17 protein-coding genes are annotated in these 21513 nt (G+C 61.1%); all 17 read left to right on the top strand.

Annotation, left to right across the window (positions count from 1 at the left end; genetic code table 11):
* Window positions 1-75: 75 nt before the first annotated feature.
* The 17 genes from lepA (at window position 76) to DXC90_RS06095 (ending at window position 21512) form a co-directional block, all read left to right on the top strand.
* Window positions 76-1887 (top strand): translation elongation factor 4, encoded by a 1812-nt coding sequence (gene lepA, locus DXC90_RS06015; protein WP_117735177.1) that lies wholly within the window; start codon window positions 76-78, stop codon window positions 1885-1887.
* Between the two features lie 4 nt (window positions 1888-1891).
* Window positions 1892-2935, top strand: a complete 1044-nt coding sequence (dusB, locus tag DXC90_RS06020) for a tRNA dihydrouridine synthase DusB (protein ID WP_117735178.1) — start codon at window positions 1892-1894, stop codon at window positions 2933-2935.
* Window positions 2936-2937: 2 nt separating this feature from the next.
* Entirely contained in the window at window positions 2938-4170 is a 1233-nt protein-coding gene (gene hemW, locus DXC90_RS06025; protein ID WP_117735179.1) for a radical SAM family heme chaperone HemW, read from the top strand.
* A gap of 58 nt (window positions 4171-4228) precedes the next feature.
* A complete protein-coding gene (locus DXC90_RS06030; protein WP_199406635.1) occupies window positions 4229-5323 on the top strand; it encodes a DnaJ domain-containing protein in 1095 nt (364 codons plus the stop codon).
* A 90-nt stretch (window positions 5324-5413) separates the two neighbouring features.
* Window positions 5414-6562 carry a molecular chaperone DnaJ gene (dnaJ, locus tag DXC90_RS06035; RefSeq protein ID WP_117735180.1) on the top strand — a complete coding sequence of 383 codons (1149 nt, stop codon included), beginning with the start codon at window positions 5414-5416 and terminating at the stop codon, window positions 6560-6562.
* A gap of 9 nt (window positions 6563-6571) precedes the next feature.
* Entirely contained in the window at window positions 6572-7864 is a 1293-nt protein-coding gene (locus DXC90_RS06040) for a MiaB/RimO family radical SAM methylthiotransferase (protein WP_117735181.1), read from the top strand.
* The gene (locus tag DXC90_RS06045) at window positions 7845-8831 is read left to right on the top strand and encodes a PhoH family protein (protein ID WP_117735182.1); all 987 of its coding nucleotides are present in this window, start codon (window positions 7845-7847) and stop codon (window positions 8829-8831) included. Before DXC90_RS06040 ends, DXC90_RS06045 begins: the two co-directional genes overlap by 20 nt.
* Window positions 8828-9337 carry an rRNA maturation RNase YbeY gene (ybeY, locus tag DXC90_RS06050; RefSeq protein WP_117735183.1) on the top strand — a complete coding sequence of 170 codons (510 nt, stop codon included), beginning with the start codon at window positions 8828-8830 and terminating at the stop codon, window positions 9335-9337. Before DXC90_RS06045 ends, ybeY begins: the two co-directional genes overlap by 4 nt.
* A gap of 9 nt (window positions 9338-9346) precedes the next feature.
* Window positions 9347-9724 carry a diacylglycerol kinase family protein gene (locus tag DXC90_RS06055; protein WP_117735184.1) on the top strand — a complete coding sequence of 126 codons (378 nt, stop codon included), beginning with the start codon at window positions 9347-9349 and terminating at the stop codon, window positions 9722-9724.
* 12 nt (window positions 9725-9736) lie between these two features.
* Window positions 9737-10804: a GTPase Era gene (gene era / locus DXC90_RS06060; protein ID WP_199406636.1), complete on the top strand. Its 1068-nt coding sequence runs from the start codon at window positions 9737-9739 to the stop codon at window positions 10802-10804.
* 15 nt (window positions 10805-10819) lie between these two features.
* Window positions 10820-11569, top strand: a complete 750-nt coding sequence (gene recO / locus DXC90_RS06065; RefSeq protein WP_117735185.1) for a DNA repair protein RecO — start codon at window positions 10820-10822, stop codon at window positions 11567-11569.
* A gap of 138 nt (window positions 11570-11707) precedes the next feature.
* On the top strand, window positions 11708-11986 hold the full coding sequence (gene rpsO / locus DXC90_RS06070; protein ID WP_035138510.1) for a 30S ribosomal protein S15: 279 nt from the start codon (window positions 11708-11710) through the stop codon (window positions 11984-11986).
* A gap of 151 nt (window positions 11987-12137) precedes the next feature.
* Complete coding sequence (locus tag DXC90_RS06075; protein WP_117735186.1) at window positions 12138-14384, top strand: polyribonucleotide nucleotidyltransferase; 2247 nt, start codon at window positions 12138-12140, stop codon at window positions 14382-14384.
* 640 nt (window positions 14385-15024) lie between these two features.
* Entirely contained in the window at window positions 15025-16695 is a 1671-nt protein-coding gene (locus DXC90_RS06080) for a ribonuclease J (RefSeq protein ID WP_117735187.1), read from the top strand.
* A 1-nt stretch (window position 16696) separates the two neighbouring features.
* Window positions 16697-19477, top strand: a complete 2781-nt coding sequence (locus tag DXC90_RS06085; RefSeq protein WP_233502208.1) for a DNA translocase FtsK — start codon at window positions 16697-16699, stop codon at window positions 19475-19477.
* Window positions 19477-20988, top strand: a complete 1512-nt coding sequence (locus DXC90_RS06090; protein WP_117735188.1) for a RodZ family helix-turn-helix domain-containing protein — start codon at window positions 19477-19479, stop codon at window positions 20986-20988. Before DXC90_RS06085 ends, DXC90_RS06090 begins: the two co-directional genes overlap by 1 nt.
* Window positions 20989-21014: 26 nt before the next feature.
* On the top strand, window positions 21015-21512 hold the full coding sequence (locus tag DXC90_RS06095; RefSeq protein WP_117735189.1) for a YajQ family cyclic di-GMP-binding protein: 498 nt from the start codon (window positions 21015-21017) through the stop codon (window positions 21510-21512).
* The last annotated feature ends 1 nt before the right edge of the window (window position 21513 follow it).

The raw sequence follows: 21513 nt of genomic DNA on the forward strand, positions 1-21513 counted from the left end.
AGATTACGCGCATAAATGGAGCCTGTTTTATGGAACAGGCTCCATTTTTTGTGCCCCTCGGGTAAGATAGTCCGCATGAATACTTCAATTGACATTTCCCACATCCGTAACTTCTCGATTGTTGCGCACATCGACCATGGCAAGTCCACGATCAGTGACCGCATCCTCGAGCTCACCCATACCGTCGACGAGCGCGACATGGAGTCGCAGCTGCTCGACACCATGGATATCGAGCGCGAGCGCGGCATTACGATTAAGTCCAATGCCGTCCGCGTGTCCTATGACGCCGACGACGGCGAGACGTATCAGTTCAACCTGATCGATACGCCGGGCCACGTGGACTTTACCTATGAGGTCTCGCGTTCGCTGGCCGCCTGCGAGGGCGCGGTGCTCGTTGTCGACGCCACGCAGGGCGTCGAGGCGCAGACCGTCTCCAACGCGACGCTCGCCATGAACGCCAACCTGGATATTGTGCCCGCGATCAACAAGATCGACCTGCCGTCGGCACACCCCGACGAGGTCAAGACCGAGATCGAGGACGACCTCGCGATCCCTGCCGACGATGCCGTATGCGTGTCGGGCAAGACTGGCGAGGGTATCCACGACCTGCTGGAGTCCATCGTCTTCTTGATCTCGCCGCCCAAGGGCGATGCGAATGCGCCGCTCAAAGCACTCATCTTGGATTCTTATTTTGATGAATACCGCGGCGTGGTTGCCACGGTCCGTGTTTTTGACGGCTCCATCAAAAAGGGCGATACCCTGCGCATGATGCAGGCCGAGGGCGACTTTTTGGTCGACGGCGTGGGCGTCAAGCGTCCCGCCGAGACGCCGGTCGACGCGCTGACGGTCGGCGAGGTGGGCTACGTGGTCACGGGCCTGAAGGACCCCGAGGCCGTGCGTGTGGGCGACACCCTCACGTGGGCATCGAATCCCTGCCCCGAGCCGCTTCCGGGCTACCGCGAGGCCAAGCCCATGGTCTATACGGGCCTGTTCCCGATCGATAACAAGGACTACGAGAACCTGCGTGACGCGCTCGATAAGCTGCATGTCAACGACCCGTCGTTGGTGTGGGAGCCCGAGACCTCGGTGGCGCTCGGCTTTGGCTTCCGCGTGGGCTTTCTGGGCCTGCTGCATATGGAGGTCGTCAAGGAGCGTCTGGAGCGCGAGTTCAACCTGGACCTTATCGCCACGAGCCCTTCGGTGGACTATCACGTCTACAAGACCGACGGCGAGATGATCGATGTCCGCAGCCCGCAGGACCTGCCCGAGGCCACGCGCATCGAGCGTATCGAGGAGCCCTACCTCAAGGCCAAGATCATCTGCCCGCCCGAGTATACGGGTGCTGTCATGCAGCTCGCTATCGAGCACCGCGGCGTTACCACCGATATGATCCACCTCACGAGCAAATCGGTCGAGATGCGCTTTGACATGCCGCTTGCCGAGCTCATCCTGGACTTCTTTGACCAGCTCAAGAGCCGCACCAAGGGCTATGCGTCGCTCGACTACGAGTTCAACGAATATCGTCCCTCCGAGCTTGTGAAGCTCGACATCCTGCTTTCGGGCGACGAGGTCGACGCGCTTTCGTTTATCGTGCACAAGGACAAGGCCTATGGCCTGGCCCGCGGCCTGTGCGACAAGCTCAAGGAGATCATCCCGCGTCAGCTGTTCGAGGTACCTATTCAGGGCGCCATCGGCAACAAGATCATCGCCCGCTCCACCGTCAAGGCGCGCCGCAAGGACGTTCTGGCCAAGTGCTATGGCGGCGATATCTCGCGTAAGCGCAAGCTGCTCGAAAAGCAAAAAGAGGGCAAGAAGCGCATGAAGGCTATTGGTTCGGTCGAGGTCCCGCAGGAGGCCTTTATGGCGATCCTCAAGGTGGACGAGTAGGACCATGGCGCTTTCTGAATACAGTACGCGGCTGCTGGGCGCCTATGCCGAGCAGCCGTTCCTTATGGCTCCCATGGCGGGCGTGACCGATCCCGCGTATCGCATTATGTGCCGCCGCCGCGGTGCCAATCTTGCCTATAGCGAGATGGTGAGCGTGGCGGGCCTTGCCTATGCCAGCAATAAGACGTGGCGTCTGGTGCTGCCGGCCGACGAGGAGCAGCAGATTTGCGTGCAGCTCTTTGGCTCCAAGCCCGATCAATTTGCGAGCGCTGTCGCTGCCGTCGAGGAACGCGTGGGCGATCGCCTGTCGCTGATCGATATCAACATGGCCTGCCCGGCTCGCAAGGTCGTCACCAAGGGCGAGGGCTCGGCGCTCATGCGCACGCCCGACCTGGCCGAGAAAATCGTCCAGGCGGCAGTGGGCGTGGCACACGTTCCCGTGACCGTGAAGATCCGCAAGGGCTTTTATGCCGAGGACTGTAATGCCGCGACGTTTGCCCAAATGCTCGAGGGGGCGGGGGCCGCAGCGGTGGCGGTGCATGGTCGCTGTGCCACGCAGCTCTATACGGGCCAGGCCGATTGGTCGGTCGTCGATGAGGTTGCCGACGCTGTCGAGATTCCCGTGATTGGTTCGGGTGACGTGTTCACTGCCGAGGATGCCGCGGAGCATCTGCGCAATTCGGGTGCCAGCGCGGTATTTATCGCGCGCGGCATCTACGGCAATCCGTGGGTGTTCGGCGATGCCCGAGCCCTTGCACTCGATGGCACGCCGGTTCCTTCTCGCTCCTCGGTCGAGCGCCTGGGCGCCCTGCGCGAACACCTGACGCTGACGCACGAGCTTTTGCCGCTTATGTCGCGCGCCCGTACGTATGCAAGCTGGTACTTAAAGGGTATGCCCCATGCAGCCGCTTGGCGCGCCCAGGTGGTGCGCTGTTCCACATACGAGGAGTTTATGGGGCTGGTCGATGATATCGAGCGCGATGTGGTGGCCTGCGAGGCCGCGCTTGCCGCCGGCGAGTCGGTGCCCGCTCATCCGCTGGAGGCCTAAAGGTGTCCGTTACCGCGCTGTATGTGCACGTGCCGTTTTGCGCTCAAAAATGCCGCTATTGCGACTTTGACTCGCGCAGCTTTGCCCCGTGCGACCTGGACGCTGCGCTCGATGCCTATTTTGAGCAGCTGTATGCGCGGCTCGATGCCTTTGGCAACGCTGGGGCACTCAGGCAGATCCGCACAGTCTACGTAGGCGGCGGCACGCCGTCGCTGGCAGGGGAGCGCCTGGTAGAACTTGCCCGTCGTATCTCCATGTGGTGCAAGCCCGTTGAATTTACCTGCGAGGCAAATCCTGAGTCGTTGACCGCTGAGCTCGCCCCGGCGCTTGCCGAGGCGGGTTTCACGCGCATTTCTCTGGGCGTGCAAACCCTCGACAATATCGAGCTGGCTGCTATTGGCCGCATTCACGATGCTAATCGGGCACTTGCGGCTATCGCGACGGTGAAGGACGCTGGTCTCGATGTGTCGTGCGACCTTATGTGTGGCCTTCCCGGGCAGACGGCGGCGAGTTGGCAGTGCACACTCGATGGCGTGCTGGCGGCGGCTCCGCATCATGTGTCGGTCTACCCGCTCACGCTCGAGGAGGGGACGCCCCTTTATCGCATGGCGTGCCGTGACGAGTCGCTCGAGCCTGATGAGGATTTTCAGGCCGCATGCATGGACGTGGCACACGAGCTCCTGGGTGCCGCCGGCTATCACCCGTATGAGGTGGCGAGCTACGCGCTCGACGGCCATGAGTGCGCCCATAACATTGCCTATTGGACTGGACAGGGCTATTTGGGTCTAGGACGCTCTGCCGCGGGTATGCTCGATGCCGAGGATTTCGATCACCTGGCTATGTTGTTCCCTGGCGCGCCTTCTCGAGGCGATGCGTACCGTGTGCGCTTGGTTCAGCGCGACGATGACGCGACGGCGTTCGAGGCCGAATATCTGTCGCAGCGCGAGGCTTCGGCCGAAGACCTGATGCTCGCTTGTCGCATGACGCGCGGTGTTGCGTCCGACCTGTTGGTTCGTGCAGCTTGCGTCATCCCAACGGGCGAGCTGGCAGCTGCCTGCGATCGCGCGCTCGAATTGGGTCTTGCCACTTGGTTGCCCGAGGCGCTCGGGGTCCATGAGGGACCCTTTACTTCGGCAGATGTCGTCTCGGGCCGCGTTCGCGCTCGACTGGCGCCGACCCACCTGGGCTGGCTCGATGGAAATGTTCTGTTCGAGCTGTTTTGGGATCTAGCTTAAGCCGCTCGGGTAGAATTACCGGAATATATACGCTGCTGTGAGCAGGAGGTTGCCGCGCATGGCGACGATGAACGAAAAAGATTACTACGAGATCCTGGGCGTCTCCAAGGACGCCACCTCGCGTGATATTCAAAAGGCCTTTCAGCAAAAGGCCCGCAAGCTCCATCCGGACGTCAACAAAGAGCCGGATGCCGAGGAAAAGTTTAAAGAGGTTTCCGAGGCCTACGCCGTGCTTTCGGATGAGCAAAAACGTGCGCGCTACGACGCCATGCGTTCTGGCAATCCCTTTGCCGGTGCTCCTACGGCTTCGCCCTATGGTGGCGGCTATGCCGGCAGCACGGGTTATGGCAATCCTTTTGAGGGCGGTTTTCCCTTTGGTGGTGCCTGGGGCCAGCAGCGACGCGGCCAGGCTGCCTACAATCCCGAGAACGGCGCCAACGTGGTCGTCGATATCAAACTCGACGCCAAGGAGGCCAAGGGCGGTGCCCGCAAGACCGTCCGCTACACGCGCTTCGACACCTGTAGCAACTGCGGCGGCTCGGGCTCCGTTTCGTCCGAGCATGCGCATACCTGCCCGAGCTGCGGTGGCCGCGGCCACATCGACGTCGACCTGTCCTTCCTGTTTGGTGCGGGCACGTTCCAGTCGGTCTGCCCCGAGTGCGGCGGTTCCGGTAAGGTCGTGGCCGACCCCTGCCCCGATTGCGGTGGCAGCGGTCGTACTCGCGTAACCTCCGAGCAGACGATTGAGTTTCCTGCCGGCACGCACGATAGCGACGAGGTCCGCATTAGCGGCATGGGTCATGCTGGCACCAACGGTGCCGCGGGCGGCGACCTGGTCGGCCGCGCCCATGTTGAGGCCGAGCGCTTGGAAGGCAAAGCTCGTACCGGTTTTTACCTGATGGGCATTGTGGCGCCGTTTTTGGTGCTGTCGGCCATCTCGGGCGTGTTCTCGGCCTTTGCCATGATGTGCTTTATTCCGTTTACCATGGGCCTGTTCATGGTGCTTTCGGACGGTGTGCTTCATCGCAGCCTGCTGTGGTGGAAGCGTGGTGCGATGCAGTTTGCCAACGGTTTTGCCAACGGCTTCATGTTCGCGCTCGTGTCTGTTTGGTTTGCGAGCTGCTCGCAACGGGCCATGCTTTCGCCGTATTAAATGCAATAACATCAAACCCTCTGTTTGCGGTCGGCCCAGCTTGGGTATAGGACGCACTGTGACAATAATGAAAGTTGGAAGGATTCGGTCGTGTCGGAAAATAGGGATTACTACGAGGTACTTGGCGTTGACAAGGATGCCGACGCGCGGACGATTAAGCGCGCGTTTCTAAAGAAGGCCCGTACCGTACACCCGGACGTTTCGGACGACCCCGATGCTGAGGCCAAGTTCAAGGAGCTCAACGAGGCCTATTCCGTTCTTTCCGATGAGCAGAAGCGTGCTAACTACGACCGTTATGGCACTGTCGACGGCCCTGGTGGTTCGGGCTACGTCGATATCAACGATATCTTTGGTGGCATGGGCATGGACGACTTGTTCTCGTCGTTTTTTGGCGGCGGTGCCGGCGGTGGCGCCCGCAGCCGTCGTGAGCGTCGTCGCGGCCGCGATATGGCCATCTCTCTTTCGGTGACCCTTGAGGAGGCGGCGCTCGGTTGCAAAAAGACGATTAGTTATGACCGCCTTGCTCCCTGTGAGGATTGCAATGGCACCGGTAGGGCCGAGGGTGCACAGGAAAAGCAGTGCGGCCGCTGCCACGGTACGGGCTATGTCACGACGGTCCAGCGTTCGTTCCTGGGCCAGGTTCAGTCCTCCTCGCCTTGCCCCGACTGCCATGGCGAGGGCACGGTTATCGACCATCCCTGCGAGACCTGCGACGGTCAGGGCCGCACGCCTTCGCATGAAAAGATCGACATCGATATTCCCGCCGGCGTTTCGACCGGTCGCCAGCTGCGTGTGAGCGGCTTTGGCGAGGCCGGCCTTCGCGGCGAGCCTTCGGGCGACTTGATTGTCAACGTGCGCGTCGCCGACCACGAGCGCTTTAAGCGCAACGGTGACGACCTGTACCTCGTGAGCGATATTTCGATTGCACAGGCTGCGCTCGGCTGCGAGATCGAGGTCGAGGGCATTATGCCCGACGAGGTCGTTAAGGTGACGGTTCCCGCCGGTGCCCAGTACGGCGACACCGTGAGCGTCAATAATTACGGCATGCCGCGCATTGGCGGTGGCGGTTCGCGTGGCCGCCTGATCGTGCAACTGCGCGTGGTCGTTCCCACCAATCTTTCCAATAAGCAGCGCGAGCTGCTCCGTGCTTTTGCCGATGAGATGGGCGATGACGTCGCTTCCGGTAAGAAGTCGGTGACCGACCGTATCAAGAGTGCCCTCGACGATATCCTCGATTAAGGAGCCCGCGTGCTCGCACCCCATATTTCCGTCGTCAACCTCGGATGTCGTGTCAACCGGGTTGAGTCTGACCGTATCACTGCCGATCTTATGCGCCTGGGCTTTGCCATGGTGGAGCCCCAGGATGCCGATCTGATCGTCATTAACACCTGTGCCGTTACGGGCGAGGCCGAGGCCAAGACCCGTAAGGCCGTCCGTCATGCGCTGGCCCATCCAAACGACCCCTATGTGGTCGTGACCGGATGCGTGGTCAATTTGCATCCCGAGGAACTGCTGGAGCTTTCGGATCGCGTGATCGCCGAGCCGTCCAAGATCGATGTCGCCGAACGTGTCTGCGAGGTGTTGGGCGTTGAGTCCGATAGCGTTCCCGCCTGCAGTGATGGCGAGGTGGTCGATGCGCTCGGTCGCTCTCGCCTGGGCGTGAAGATTCAGGACGGCTGTAACCATCGCTGCACCTATTGCATTGTGTGGAAGGCACGCGGCCCCGAGCGCTCCGTGCCCGTCGAGTCCGTGCTCGAGCAAGTTCGCGAGGCCCAGGAGGCCGGCGTGCCCGAGGTGGTGCTGACGGGCGTGAACCTTGGTGCCTACGATGGCAAGAGTACGACCGACGAACACGTCGAGATCGATGAGCTGCTCGAGGTCATTATGGAGCGCACGTCTATTCCGCATGTGCGCATTTCCTCGGTCGAGCCCATGGATATCTCTGAGCACCTGCTTAAGGTTATGGCGCGCTACCCGCAGCGTATCGCCCCGTTTTTGCACCTGCCTGTGCAGTCTGGCTGCACGGCGACCCTGCATCGCATGGGCCGTCCCTATAGTGCCGAGGCTTTTGAGGACACGGTGCGCATGATTCGCGCCAACCTGCCGCAGGCGTCTCTTTCGTGCGACGTTATCGTCGGTTTTCCCGGTGAGACGGATGGGGAGTTCGAGGAGTCGCTGGCGCTATGCCGTCGCGTGGGCTTTTCGCGCATGCACGTGTTCCGCTATAGCAAGCGCCCCGGCACCCTCGCCGCCGACATGCCCGACCAGGTACCACCTGAGGTCATGGCCGAGCGCAGCCGCCGCATGCGCGCGGCTGCTCAGGAGCTCGCCATTGCCGACGCTCGTCGTCGCGTGGGAACCGTTGAGCGCGCCGTGCTCGAGTATGGTGACAACCTGACGCTCGGCTCGTTCCATCATGCCCGTCTTGACGATACCTGTGGACTTACAGCCCCGTGCCTGCTCGATGTTGCTATTATCGGAGTCGATGATTCCGGCTTGGTCCATGCACGCAGGGAGGTTCATGGAAGCCTCGAAGATTAGACTTACCGTTCCCGAGGGAGTTGACCCCTCGCGCGTTTTGGGCGCTGGCGACGGCGTCCTTCGTGCGCTCGAAAGCTTGGTTCGCGCCCACGTGGTCGCCCGTGGCGATAGCATCGCCGTGAGCGGTGACCCGGATGAGGTCGAGCTCGTTGCGCGCTTTTTCGAGCATGCTTTTCGTGAGGCGGCGGCCGGCCGTACCCTTTCTGCCGACGATGTCTCGCGTTGCCTAGCCGTCTTGCGCGACGGTGAGCACGAGGCTACGTCGCTTCGCGATGACGTGCTGCTTTCGTATCGCGGCCGCGTCATTCGCCCCAAGACGCTCGGGCAAAAGCGCTATGTGGATGCTATCCGCTCGCATACCATCACCTTTGGCTTGGGTCCTGCCGGTACCGGTAAGACCTATCTGGCCATGGCGCTCGCCGTCGCCGCGCTTAAGCGTCACGAGGTGGGTCGCCTAATCTTGACGCGCCCGGTTGTCGAGGCGGGGGAGAACCTGGGCTTTTTGCCCGGCACCCTCGAGGAAAAGATCGACCCGTATATGCGCCCGCTCTACGACGCCCTTTTTGACATGATGGATCGCGAGCGCACCGATGAGCTTATGGAACACGGTGTGATCGAGATTGCCCCGCTCGCCTACATGCGCGGCCGTACGCTGAGCGATGCCTTCGTGGTACTCGACGAGGCACAAAATACCACGCCCGAGCAGATGAAGATGTTCCTGACGCGCTTGGGCTTTAACTCCAAGTTTGTGATTACCGGCGACCTGAGTCAGCGCGACCTGGTGGGTCGCCGTGGCGGCCTTGCCGATGTTGAGCGGATTTTAGGTCGTGTCGACGATGTGGCGTTTGCACACCTGGAGCATGCCGACGTGGTGCGCCATGCCCTGGTGGGTCGTATCGTCGAAACATATGATGCTTATGATGACGTGCGTGAGCAGCGCTCGCATGACCGAAAGGAGTCCCGTTGAGTGTATTGATCAGCAACGATGCCGAGCTCGATACGCTGCTCGACGCGCAAGAGGTGGAACACATCTGCGAGGTTGTGCTCGCCGCTGAGGGCGTTGAACGTGAAGTCGAGATTTCCCTTTCGTATGTCGACGAGGACGAGATGCACGGGCTCAACCACGAGTGGCGCGGTATCGACCGCACCACCGATGTACTCTCGTTCGAGTGCGATTCGGCCTTTGACGAGGATATTCCCGCCGATGAGACGCTCGAGCTCGGCGATATTATCTTGGCCCCGCAGGTTATTGCCCGTCAGGCCCCCGGTTTTGGCAATAGCCCCGCTGGCGAGTGCCGTCTGATGCTCGTACACGGCATGCTGCACTTGCTGGGCTATGACCACATCGAGGACGACGAGGCCGAGGTCATGGAGGCCCGCGAGGACGCCATCCTGCGCGATCTGGCGCTCGAGCGCGGCGAGGACCCCAAGCTAGTCCACGTCGGCCCCATCACCAACCACGTCCACGACTAGGAGCCGTCTATGATTCCCGGATCGAACAAGGACCATCCGTCCTTCTTAAAGTCGTTTTCCTACGCCATGGAGGGCTTCGTCACCGCCGTCAAGACCGAGCGCAACATTAAGGTCATGCTCGTTGCGGGCGTGTGCACCGTCGTTGCCGGCTGCATCGTGGGGCTCGACATTGCCGAGTGGGCCACGATTATCATCTGTTGTGGCCTGGTGATTCACGGCGAGCTGTGCAACACCGCTATGGAGGCCATCGTCGACCTGGCGACCCAGGAACTTCATCCGCTGGCCAAGCGTGCGAAGGACATCGCCGCCGCCTCTGTATACGTTCTTTCCATCACCGCCGCGATTGTGGGCTTGCTGGTATTTGCCCACGCGCTCGGCTTTATTTAGAAAGGGAGTCCCATGTCCGACAATATGCAGCCTACCGATGAGATTCTGGACGACGAGTCCCTGGACGCGGTGGATACTGAGGAGCTCGAGGAAGTCGAGGAGTTCGACCCGTTTGAGGGCATGAGCGATGAGGAACTCGACGCCCTATGCGACGAGGACGACGGTCCTATGGGCTTTGGTGACGTGGAACCCGGTTTCCGCAGCGGCTTCGTGGCCCTGGTCGGTCGCCCTAACGCCGGCAAGTCCACGCTACTTAATGCCTGCTACGGCAAAAAGGTTGCCATCACCTCGCCGGTGGCACAGACGACCCGCCGCCGTATGCGCGCCATCGTCAATCGTCCCGGCTACCAGCTGGTCTTTGTCGATACCCCGGGTATTCATAAGCCCAAGGATGGCCTGGGTTCCGAGCTCAACAAGAGTGCGCTGTTCGAGCTGAACGATGTTGACGTCGTCGCGTTTTTGATTGACGCCACCAAGCCGATCGGCAGGGGAGATGCCTGGGTTGCCGAGCGCGTCAAGAGCGCCCGCTGCAAGAAGGTCCTGGTGCTCACCAAGGCCGATGAGGCCGACCCCGCACAGGTCATGGAGCAGCTCAAGGCAGCCCACGAGCTCATGGACTATGACGACGAGATCGTGACGTCGTCGGTCAAGAACTTTAACGTCGATGCCTTCATCGAGACCGTTGCGCACTTTTTGCCCGAGGGTCCTCGCTGGTTCCCCGAGGACATGGGCACCGATGCTTCCGACGAGACGCTCGTTGCCGAGTTTGTGCGCGAGAAGGTTCTTCACCGCACCCGTGATGAGATTCCGCATTCCGTGGGCGTGATCTGTGATGCGCTCGAGCAGACCAAAAAGGTGTTGCGCGTACATGCCACCATTTACGTCGAGCGCGAGGGCCAAAAGGGCATCATCATCGGCAAGGGCGGCGAGATGATCAAACATATCGGCATCGATGCCCGTCGTGATCTTGAGCGCATCTTTGGCACGCAGGTCTTTTTGGAGCTGGACGTAAAGGTCAAGGCCGGTTGGCGCGACGACGAGGCTCAGATTCGCCGTTTTGGCTACAATGCCGAAGATTAAGGACGCGCGACGCGCATGGCAGGCTCCCGGACATATCGCACGAAGGTCCTCGTCCTCGATAAGACGAAGCTCAAAGAGACCGACCTGATTCTGACGATGCTTGACGAGCGGGGTCGGCAGGTTCGTGCCGTGGCAAAGGGCGCGCGCAAACCCGGTGGGCGCTTGGCAGCGCGCTGCGAGCTGTTCTGTACCGTCGATATGCTGCTCGCACATGGACGCTCGCTCGATGTGGTTTCCCAGGCCGAGCTTATGGAAGCGCCGCTCGGCGCCGCGCCCGATTACGAGACGACCTGCGCCGCAAGCGCGATTGCCGAGGTCGCGCGTGTGTGCTCATTCGAGGACGCCGAGGACCCGTTTACCTTTGCCATCACGCAGCGGGCGCTTGCCCTGGTGGGCAGCGGGCTCGACGCGGCGCATATGGACCTGCTCGTGGCGGCATATGTCTTTAAGCTGCTATCGCACGTTGGCTACCGACCCGATTTTTCGGCTTGCGTGCTGTGCGGAGACCCTATGCTGTCGTATTTTTCGCCCCAGGCCGGCGGGCTCATGTGCGGGTCGTGTGCGTCGAGCGTTCCGGGTGCCGAGCTGGTGTCGACCGGTGAGGTCGCGTGGCTGCGCGCCCTCATGTCCATGACCTTCGATGCACTCATGGTCGAGCGAATCGACCCGCATACGGCGGCGTTCTTGCTCGGGCTTTCGCATGTGTGGGCTGCGACGCACACCGATCAGCGCCTCCGTGCGATGGAATTCATGTTGGGTCGGTGATGATGCGCAGGCGCGGGCTGCTTGTGGTAACATACCGACCTGTTGGTACCTCGACCTTGGATGCTCGCTCCACCGGCGGCTTCCCAGTCCGAGGCGAATAGTGTCGCCCGCGGGCGACAAGAAACGAAAGGTGAAACAATGACTGTTTCCAAAGAGCGCAAGGCGGAGCTGACTGCCCAGTTCGGTAACACCCCGGTCGACACCGGCAACCCCAAGGTTCAGGTCGCCATCCTGTCCGAGCGCATCAAGGAGCTGACCGAGCACATGAAGTCCCACCAGAAGGACTTCCACACCCGTCGTGGCCTGCTCATGCTCGTCGGCCGTCGTCGTCGTCTTCTCTCCTACATCAAGAAGAACGACATCGTCGAGTACCGTGAGCTCATCAAGGCTCTGGGCATCCGCGACAACATCCAGTAACGGATTTGTACATGCTAAGAGCGTCCTGCGCAGCGGGGCGCTCTTTTTGTGTAAGGGCGTGAACAATCACGCTCTGAAGCGTGGCGGGGGCAGGGGGCCCGCGTCACATGAGAAGCCCGCAGGCAAGGGGCCTGTGGGGTAAAGGAGAACAATGACACTCGTATCCAAGACCTTTGAGCTGTACGGCAAGACCTACACCTTCGAGTCCGGCGAGCTTGCCAAGCAGGCAACCGGCGCCTGCCTGGTCAAGCAGGGCGACACCACGATGCTCGACACCGTGGTCGTCTCCAAGGAGCGCAAGAACTACGACTTCTTCCCGCTGACCGTCGACTTCAACGAGAAGATGTACGCCGCTGGCCGCATCCCGGGTGGCTACCTTAAGCGTGAGGGCCGTCCCAGCGAGAAGGCCACGCTCACCGCGCGCATGATCGACCGTCCGATTCGCCCGAGCTTCCCGGACGGCTTCCGCAACGAGGTGCACATCGTCGCCACCTCGCTTGTCGCCGACCAGGTCAACCCCTTTGACGTCATCAACGTTATGGGTGCCTCTCTGGCCATGACGCTCGGCGGCGTGCCCTTCGAGGGCCCGCTTGCCTGCGTGCGCATCGGTCGTAACGTGGAGACCGGCGAATTTATCGTCAACCCCACCTACGAGGAGCGCGAGAACTCCGATCTGGACCTGGAGCTGGGCGGCTCTGCCGACTTCATCTCGATGGTCGAGGCCGGCGCCGAGGAGATCTCCGAGGACGACATGCTCGCCGCTATGAAGTTTGGCCAGGAGGCCCTTGCTGCTTTCTGCCAGGCTCAGGACGAGTTCGTCGCCGAGTGGGAGCAGGTTAACGGCCCCATCGTCAAGAAGGAGTACCCGCTCGACCAGCCCGTCGAGGAGGTCCAGGAGCGCATCTTCGCCCACTACGACGAGATGGCTGCCGCCCTTCGCGACGCCGACAAGCTCTCCCGTATCGGTAAGGTCGAGGCTCTGAAGGAGTCCATCCGCGCCGAGTTCACCGAGGAGGAGCAGGCCGCTTGGGAGCGCGAGATCCCCGTGGCGCTCAAGAAGCTCGAGAAGAAGGCCATGCGTACCATGGTCGTTGAGACCGGCGAGCGCGTCGACGGCCGTGCCGCCGACGAGATCCGTCCCATCATGGTGAAGGACAACTACCTGCCGCTCGTTCACGGCTCTGGTCTGTTCCAGCGTGGCCAGACCCAGGTGCTTTCCGTCCTGTCGCTCGGTATGCTCAACGAGGGCCAGCGTCTGGATACCATCGAGCCCACCGAGGGCAAGCGCTACATGCACCACTACAACTTCCCGCCGTTCTGCACCGGCGAGACCGGCCGTATGGGCAGCCCCAAGCGCCGCGAGATCGGTCACGGCAATCTGGCAGAGCGCGCTCTGCTTCCGGTGCTCCCCGACGAGAACGAGTTCCCCTACGCCATCCGCGTCGTCTCCGAGGTCATGGAGTCCAACGGCTCCTCTTCGATGGCTTCGACCTGCGGCTCCACGCTCGCCCTTATGGACGGCGGCGTGCCCATTAAGCGCCCGGTCTCCGGTATCGCCATGGGCCTGATCCAGGAGGAGGGCAAGACCGTGGTCCTGTCCGACATCCAGGGTCTCGAGGACTTCCTGGGCGACATGGACTTTAAGGTCACCGGCACCACCGAGGGCATTACCGCCCTGCAGATGGACAACAAGGCCACCGGCCTTACCTTCGACATCCTGGCCCGCGCCCTGCAGCAGGCCAAGGAGGGTCGTGCGTACATCCTGCAGAAGATGCTCGATGTGATCCCCGAGCCGCGTCATACCACGCGCAGCACCGCTCCGCGCATCGTCTCCATCCAGGTTCCGACCGATAAGATCCGCGACGTCATCGGTTCCGGCGGTAAGGTCATCCGCGGCATCCAGGACGAGACCGGCGCTTCGGTTGACATCCAGGAGGACGGCACCGTCTTTGTCGGCGGCACCGGCGAGTCCGTGGACCAGGCCGTCGAGCGCATCAAGCTCATCATCAAGGTTCCCGAGCCGGGCGAGGAGTACACCGGTCGCGTCGTCTCCATCCAGCCCTTCGGCGCCTTCGTGAACCTGCTGCCCGGTAAGGACGGCCTGCTGCACATTTCCCGCGTTGCCAAGGGCCGCGTCGAGAAGGTTGAGGACGTCCTCAACGTTGGCGACGAGGTCAAGGTCGTCGTCATCGAGGTCGACGATCGCGGCAAGATCTCGCTCGATCGTCTTGACAAGCCCGAGGCCCCGGCTCGCTCCGAGGGTGCCTCCGAGGGCGACGGCGAGCACTTCCAGCGCCGTGAGCGTCCGCGTCGCGAGCGCTCCGAGCGCAGCGACCGTCCGCGCCGTCCCGGCGACAACGGAGGCCGCAAGCCCCGCCGTCACCACGACGCCGAGTAACAGCTACACACAAGCAGCTCACCAAGGGCGACTCCGGACAGGGGTCGCCCTTTTGCTTGCGCCCGGGAGGGGCGCATATGAAGTTTCCTGCTCTACAGTCCTGCGCAAGACGGAAAGCACATTAAGTGCTTTCCTTTGCGTGCGGAACTCGCGATAAACTTCATATGCGCCCCTCCCGGTCGCAAGCAAAAGGGCTGGTTAGTGCCGCTCGCTATTCAGTTAGACAGTCTATTCAGTAGTCAGATTTCAGATCTGTAGATAGCCGCAGCAGCATCTTCCCAGATAAAAACGACCAAAACAAACCTGTCCTTTTTTGGTAGGTTTCCCGTGGGGCGGGCACTGATGAAGTTTATCGCGAGTTCCGCACGAACAGGAGGCCACTTAATGTGGCCTCCGTCGTGAGCAGGACTGTAGAGCAGGAAACTTCATCAGTGCCCGCCCCACGGGAAACCGGCGGGATGGACCAGTTCAGATGGGGCTTTAATGCATGGGTGGTCTGTTGGTGGGCAAATGGGTATCATACTGAGGTTACTGCATCGACTCTGCGATGCTTTGTTGTATGTGCCCGGCGGTCGGTTTGCCAGAAGCGCCCCGTCGGTTGTTCCAGACCCGTTTCGAAGAAAGGAAACCACACTTACCTATGGCAGCTAAAAAATCATCTCCCTTGAAGATCATCCCGCTCGGCGGCCTTGATGGCATCGGCAAGAACATGACGGTCTTTGAGTGCGGCGACGACATGGTGCTCGTCGACGCCGGCCTCATGTTTCCGGATGACTCCCAGCCCGGTATCGATCTGGTGCTTCCCGACTACACCTATGTCCTGGAGAACGAGGAGAAGCTCCGCGGTATCATCGTCACCCACGGCCACGAGGACCACACCGGTTCGCTTCCGTATCTGCTGCAGGACCTCAACAACAAGGTGCCCATCTTCTCGAGCAAGCTGACGCTCGGCTTCATCGAGGGCAAGCTTTCCGAGTTCCGCATCCGCGCACCCAAGTTCCGCGAGGTCAAGGGCGGTAGCCATGTCAACCTCGGCGGCATCTCGCTCGACTTCTTCTCGATGACACACTCCATCCCCGGCGCTCTGGGCGTGTTCATCCGCACCAATCAGGGCACCGTTATGCACACCGGCGACTTTAAGCTCGACCAGACGCCCATCGACGGCGTTACGCCCGACTATGCCGCTATCAGCCGCTTTGCCAAGCAGGGCATCGACCTGCTGCTTTCCGACTCTACCAATGCCACGGTTCCCGGCTTTACCAAGTCCGAGGCCGAGGTTGGTCCCAACCTACTGCACGCCATCAAGAATGCGCCGGGTCGCGTGTTCGTCGCGTCGTTCTCGAGCCACATCCATCGTCTGCAGCAGATCTGCGATGCCGCCCGCAAGTGCGGCCGTAAGGTCGTTGTGACCGGTCGCTCCATGCTCACGAACACCCGCGTGGCGCGTGAGCTGGGCTACCTCAACATCGACGACGCTGATATCATCGATGCCTTCGACATTGATAACCTGCCCGACGACAAGATTGTCGTCATGTGCACCGGTTCGCAGGGTGAGCCGCTGTCGGCCCTGTCCCGCATGGCCAATGGCGAGCACAAGACGCTCTCCATCCACGAGGGCGATACCGTTATCCTTTCGGCAACTCCTGTTCCCGGCAACGAGAAGGCCGTCCAGCAGGTCGTCAACAGCCTGGCCAAGCTCGGCTGCGACGTGTGGGATAAGAACCGCGCTCTCGTCCACGTCTCCGGTCACGGTAGCCAGGAGGAGCTCAAGCTCCTGATGGCCATGGCCAAGCCCACGTACTTTATGCCGGTTCACGGTGAGGCCGTGCATCTGCGGGCACACGCCCAGCTGGCCCGCAAGATGGGTCTCAAGGACGACCATATCTTTATCCTCGATAACGGTGACACGCTCGAGATGCGCGGCGGTATCGTCAAGCGCGGTACGCCCGTCGAGTCTGGCGTCGTCTACGTCGACGGCCTGCGTATCGGCGATACCGACCCCATCGTCCTGCGCGATCGCCAGAAGCTCGCCAACGACGGTATGGTTACCGCTGTTGCCATCGTCTCGCTCAAGCAAAAGAAGATCGAGGCCATCGAGTTCTCGGGCCGCGGTGTTTCGTTTGCCATCGACGACCAGTTCTCCGAGGATGCCTCCGCATCCATCATGAAGACGATCGAGAAGGGCAAGTTCAGCTTTACGAGCAGCGGTTCCGATGCTATTCGCAAGGCCGTGCGCGATTCGCTCTCTAACTTTATCTGGAGCCGTACGCGTACCCGTCCGATGATCATCCCGGTCGTCATGGAGGTTTAGTTTGGCGCGCGGATCTGCACAAAACGCCAAAGGCAATAAGGCCAATAACCAACCGGCATCTGCTAAGGGTGCCGGTTCCCATCTGCGTGCCAATAAGGGCCACGAGGCAGACTTCGACGATTTTGAGCCCTTGGTCGAGCCCTCAGCCAATCGCGATATCGCCGGCGTGGTCATTGCCGTTTTGGCGATTGCGTCCTTTATTGCCGTGATTTCGCCGGCGACTGCACCCGTTACAGCTGCGGTTGCCGGTTTCTACCACTTAGGCTTTGGTCTGGGCGCCTACGTGTTGCCGATCGTCATCTTGCTGTTTGCCGCCACGCTCTTTTTAGGCGAGGACTCGCCGCTCAACGTGCGCTCTGTTGCGGGCGGCGCCGTGGTCTTTATCGCCGTCGTCTCCATTCTTTCGCTGATGGTGCCGGGTACGAGCAATTCGTGTGACCTCATGTTTACGCCGCAAAATCTGTCTGCCTCGGGTGGCTACATCGGTGCGTTTATTGCGAGTGCGCTGCAGAATGCCCTGGGTAAGCCTATCGCGATGGTAGTCCTGCTGGGCCTTGTCGTCGTGGGCCTGGTTATCATTGGCTTTTCGGTGGGCGGCGTGCTGCGCTCCGCCCGCGATCGTGCGGCAGATTTTGCCGAACGCCGTCGTGCCGATGTTAACGCGAGCCCGTGGGGTGACGATGAGGCCCTGTCGGTGCCTGGTGTCGCCCATCCGCATCTGAGCATTCTTCGTCAAAAGGGCTCTGATACTGCCATGACCACGGTCATGGGCAACGATGCGGACCCGGTTTTGGACGATGACGACGTGGACGAAGATCCGTTTGTCGACGTGTCCGATGCCGTGGAGGCCGAGCGCGCTAAGACGACGCTGCTACCGCGCCGTCATGCCAAGAAGGGCAAGGCTGCGCCCAAGCTCAATACGAGTGAGCCCGATCCGTCTTGGTCCGAGAGTGAGATTGAGCTCACCGAGGGCGATAACGAGGACGACGAGGCTCCGATTGAGACCGCAAAGACAACTTTGCTGCCGCGTCGCCATGTAAAGCGCGACCAGGTAACCGGTCAGCTTTCGATGGAAGACGACCCCGATAAGATTGACGAGTCCGAGCCGCCGTTTGCCGTGAATCCTGTCTCGGCAGCACCTCAGATTCCCGACTTCTTGAAGCATCCCAAGGTTGCAGATACGCCTGCCACGAGTGCTGTCGAATCGGCTATGGCTAGCGATGGGGGAGCGGGCGCAACTCCTACGAATGCTGAGGATGAAGAAGAGGACGGCCTCAAGCTTCCGCCGCTCGAGATCCTGCATGCCAACCCGCAGTCGGCTTCCGCCGCGTCTTCGGACAAGGAGCTTGAACAGACTGCCGAGTCGCTGCAGTCCACGTTGCTTGAGTTTGGCCGCAGTGCCCGCGTGGTCGGCTGGATCGCCGGTCCTACGGTGACGACCTTTAAGCTGCAACCTGGCGAGGGCGAGCGCGTGAGCAAGATTTCGAGCCTCGAGGACGATATCGCGCTTTCGCTCGCTGCCCAGTCGGTGCGTATCTTTGCCCCGATTCCCGGCACCTCGCTCGTGGGCATCGAGATTCCCAACCGTAAGCGCCAGAACGTCAACCTGGGCGACGTGCTGCCCTATGTGAAGGGCGGTCCGCTCGAGCTCGCCATCGGCCGCGACGCCGAGGGCACGCCGGTCGTCGCCGATCTCGCCAAGATGCCCCACCTGCTGATTGCCGGTACCACGGGCTCCGGTAAGTCGGTCATGATCAACTCCATCATCACGACCCTGCTCATGCGTGCGCTTCCCGAGGACGTTCGCCTGATCATGGTCGACCCCAAGCGCGTCGAGCTCGCAGGCTATAACGGCTTGCCGCATCTTTATGTGCCCGTAGTGACCGAGCCCAAGCAGGCCGCGAGTGCTCTGCAATGGGCCGTGTCCGAGATGGAGCGTCGCCTGAAGGTCTTCGAGCGTCTCAACGTGCGTAAGATCTCGACCTACAACGAAAAGCAGGCCGCCGGCGAGTTTGAACATTACGACAACCCGCCGCAAAAGATGCCCTACTTGGTCATCATCATCGACGAGCTTTCGGACCTGATGATGGTCGCCGGTAAGGATGTCGAGGCGTCGATCGTTCGTATCGCTCAGCTGGGCCGTGCCGCCGGTATTCATCTTATCGTGGCCACGCAGCGCCCCAGCTCCAACGTGGTGACAGGTCTCATCAAGGCCAACATCACCAACCGCATCGCCTTTAACGTCGCCACGGGCATCGACTCGCGCGTCATCATCGACCAGATGGGTGCCGAAAAGCTCACCGGTTTGGGCGACATGCTGTTCTCCAAGGTCGACTGGGGCAAGCCTCGCCGTATCCAGGGCTGCTTTGTTTCGGACGACGAAATCAACGAGATTGTCGAGTTCGTCAAGTCGCAGAGCGAGCCTGACTACCACGAGGAGATCCTTTCTGCCGTGGCGCCCGCTTCCATGTCCATGGCGGGTGGCGGCGGCATTGTCCGCACTGGAGTCGCCGAGCCGCAAGACGATGATCCGCTCATCTGGGAAGCCGCCCATATTGTGGTGGATTCGCAGCTTGGCTCCACATCTGGCCTGCAGCGTCGTCTGAAGGTTGGCTATGCGCGCGCCGGGCGTATTATGGACATGCTGGAAGAAAAGGGTGTCGTCGGCCCGCCCGACGGTTCGAAGCCGCGCGAGGTTCTGCTGGACGAGGAGGGACTTGCCGCGCTGAAATCTGTCGACGCCGAGATGGCACGTGAAGATCGTGAGTTTGGAGGATTCTGATGGCTGCACGCTTTGGTGACATGCTGCTCGAGCAGCGTCGCCGAATGGGCCTTTCCATTCAGCAGGTCGCCAACACCATCAAAATCAGGCCGCAGATCATCGAGTTTTTCGAGACCGGTAACTTTGCTTCGATGCCGCCGCGCGGCTATGCGCAGGGCATGATTTCGAGCTATGCTCGCTTTTTGGGCCTCAATCCGCGCGAGGTCGTCAATGCCTACTTTGACGACCTGATGGCATACGAACGCGAGACGTCGCAGCAGGGCGGTCGTTTTCAGGACGCCGCCGGCTACGTCAATTCGCGTTCCTCGGTCGATAACGGGCGCTTTCTGATGGTTCAGGGCGGTCGTTCGACCCGCTATGGACAGCGTCCTCAGCAGGCCGGTTATATTACCGAGACGGGTTCGGGCGAGGAGATTCGCTCACAGCGTGACCGGTTCCGCAGTGCGCCGATGCCCGAGGACCGTGCACTCCCCGCTGCCCGCGGCGTGGCGCGTGACCCTCGTGCCGGCTACGGCGACGGCGGCTATTCCGATCGCGGTTACCGTGGTGTCTCCACCGGACGCTCTCGCGGTGGCTATGCGGATGCCGATACTACGCAGGTGACGCCGCGTCTTCGCTCTCAGTCTCAGCCGTGTGGCCAGCGCCCTTCGGCTCCGCGTTCGGGCCAGCGTGGCTATCAAGGCCGCGGTGAACTTGCGCCCCGCTCGGGTCAGCGCGGCCTTCAGGGCCAGGGTGGCTATCGTGGTCGTTCCGATAGCAATCGTGGTCGTATGCCTCAGGGAGGCGGCCGCAGCAGTTCCAGTCGCGGACGCGGCGGATCTCGTACTCCTCAAAACAACGGGCTCGATCCGCGTATCGTCTACGCTGGCATCGGTGCCGTGACGCTGCTGCTGATCTTGCTCATCGTGGTACTTCTGCGCGGCTGCGCATCTTCGACGCCCGAGAGCACGCCCGAGACGCCCACTGCTACCAAGACGACGACCAAGAAGTCTTCTAAGAAGACCGAAACGGTCGACGAGGACGAAGACACCGATGAGGCGACGGATGAGTCGACCGATTCGGACGCCACCAAGACGACGGCTAAAAAGGAAGAGAACGAGGTAACGAAGGTCAAGGTCTCCGTTGCCAAGGGAAAGACCGCGTGGATTGAGGTCAAGGTCGATGGAAAGTCGGTCTATGGCGCCCAGGCGACTGGCCCCTTTGAGCAGGAGTACACGCCCGAGTCCTCGATCGAGATCACCACGTCCAAGCCTTCCGATGTCACCGTTACCAAGAACGGCGAAAAGGTCCGTTACGATACCAAGACTTCGGGCGTGGCGCGTGTGACGATCACTGTTCCCAAGAAGGAGACGACTGATTCCGAGAATGGTGAAAGTTCTGATGGTGCCGACACCACTGATGGTACCGATACCACCGACGGCATCGATGCCCAGTCCACGGATGGCGCCGATACCGCAACTGACGGTCAGACGCCCACCGATTCTACCGACTATTCGTACGATAGCTATTAAGCCGCTCGTACGCGAAAGGAAACATCATGGCTAAAGATTCCAGCTTCGACGTCGTGTCCGAGGTCAACATGCAAGAGGTCGACAACGCCTTCCAGCAGACCACGCGCGAGATTTCCCAGCGCTATGACCTGAAGGATTCCGGCGCCACCATTGAGCTTTCGAAGGGCGACAAGCTCTTTACGATCAACGCCCCGGCTGACTTTGTCTCCAAGCAGATCATCGATGTCCTGAGCTCCAAGCTCATCAAGCGCGGCATCGACCTCAAGGCTGTCTCGTGGGATGCTCCGCAGGCGGCATCGGGCGGCACCGTGCGCGTGCTCGGCCATATCGTCGAGGGTATCGACCAGGCGACCGCCAAGAAGATCAACAAGGACATCAAGGACCAAAAGCTCAAGGTCAAGGTGGCCATCGAGGCCGACAAGCTGCGTGTTTCCTCTGCTTCGAAGGACGCGTTGCAGACCGTGATTCAGTTCCTGCGCGACCAGGACTACGGCCAGCCGCTGCAGTTCACCAACTACCGCTAAT

It is taken from the genome of Collinsella sp. TF09-1AT, from assembly GCF_003436895.1.
Classification (GTDB): Bacteria; Actinomycetota; Coriobacteriia; order Coriobacteriales; family Coriobacteriaceae; genus Collinsella.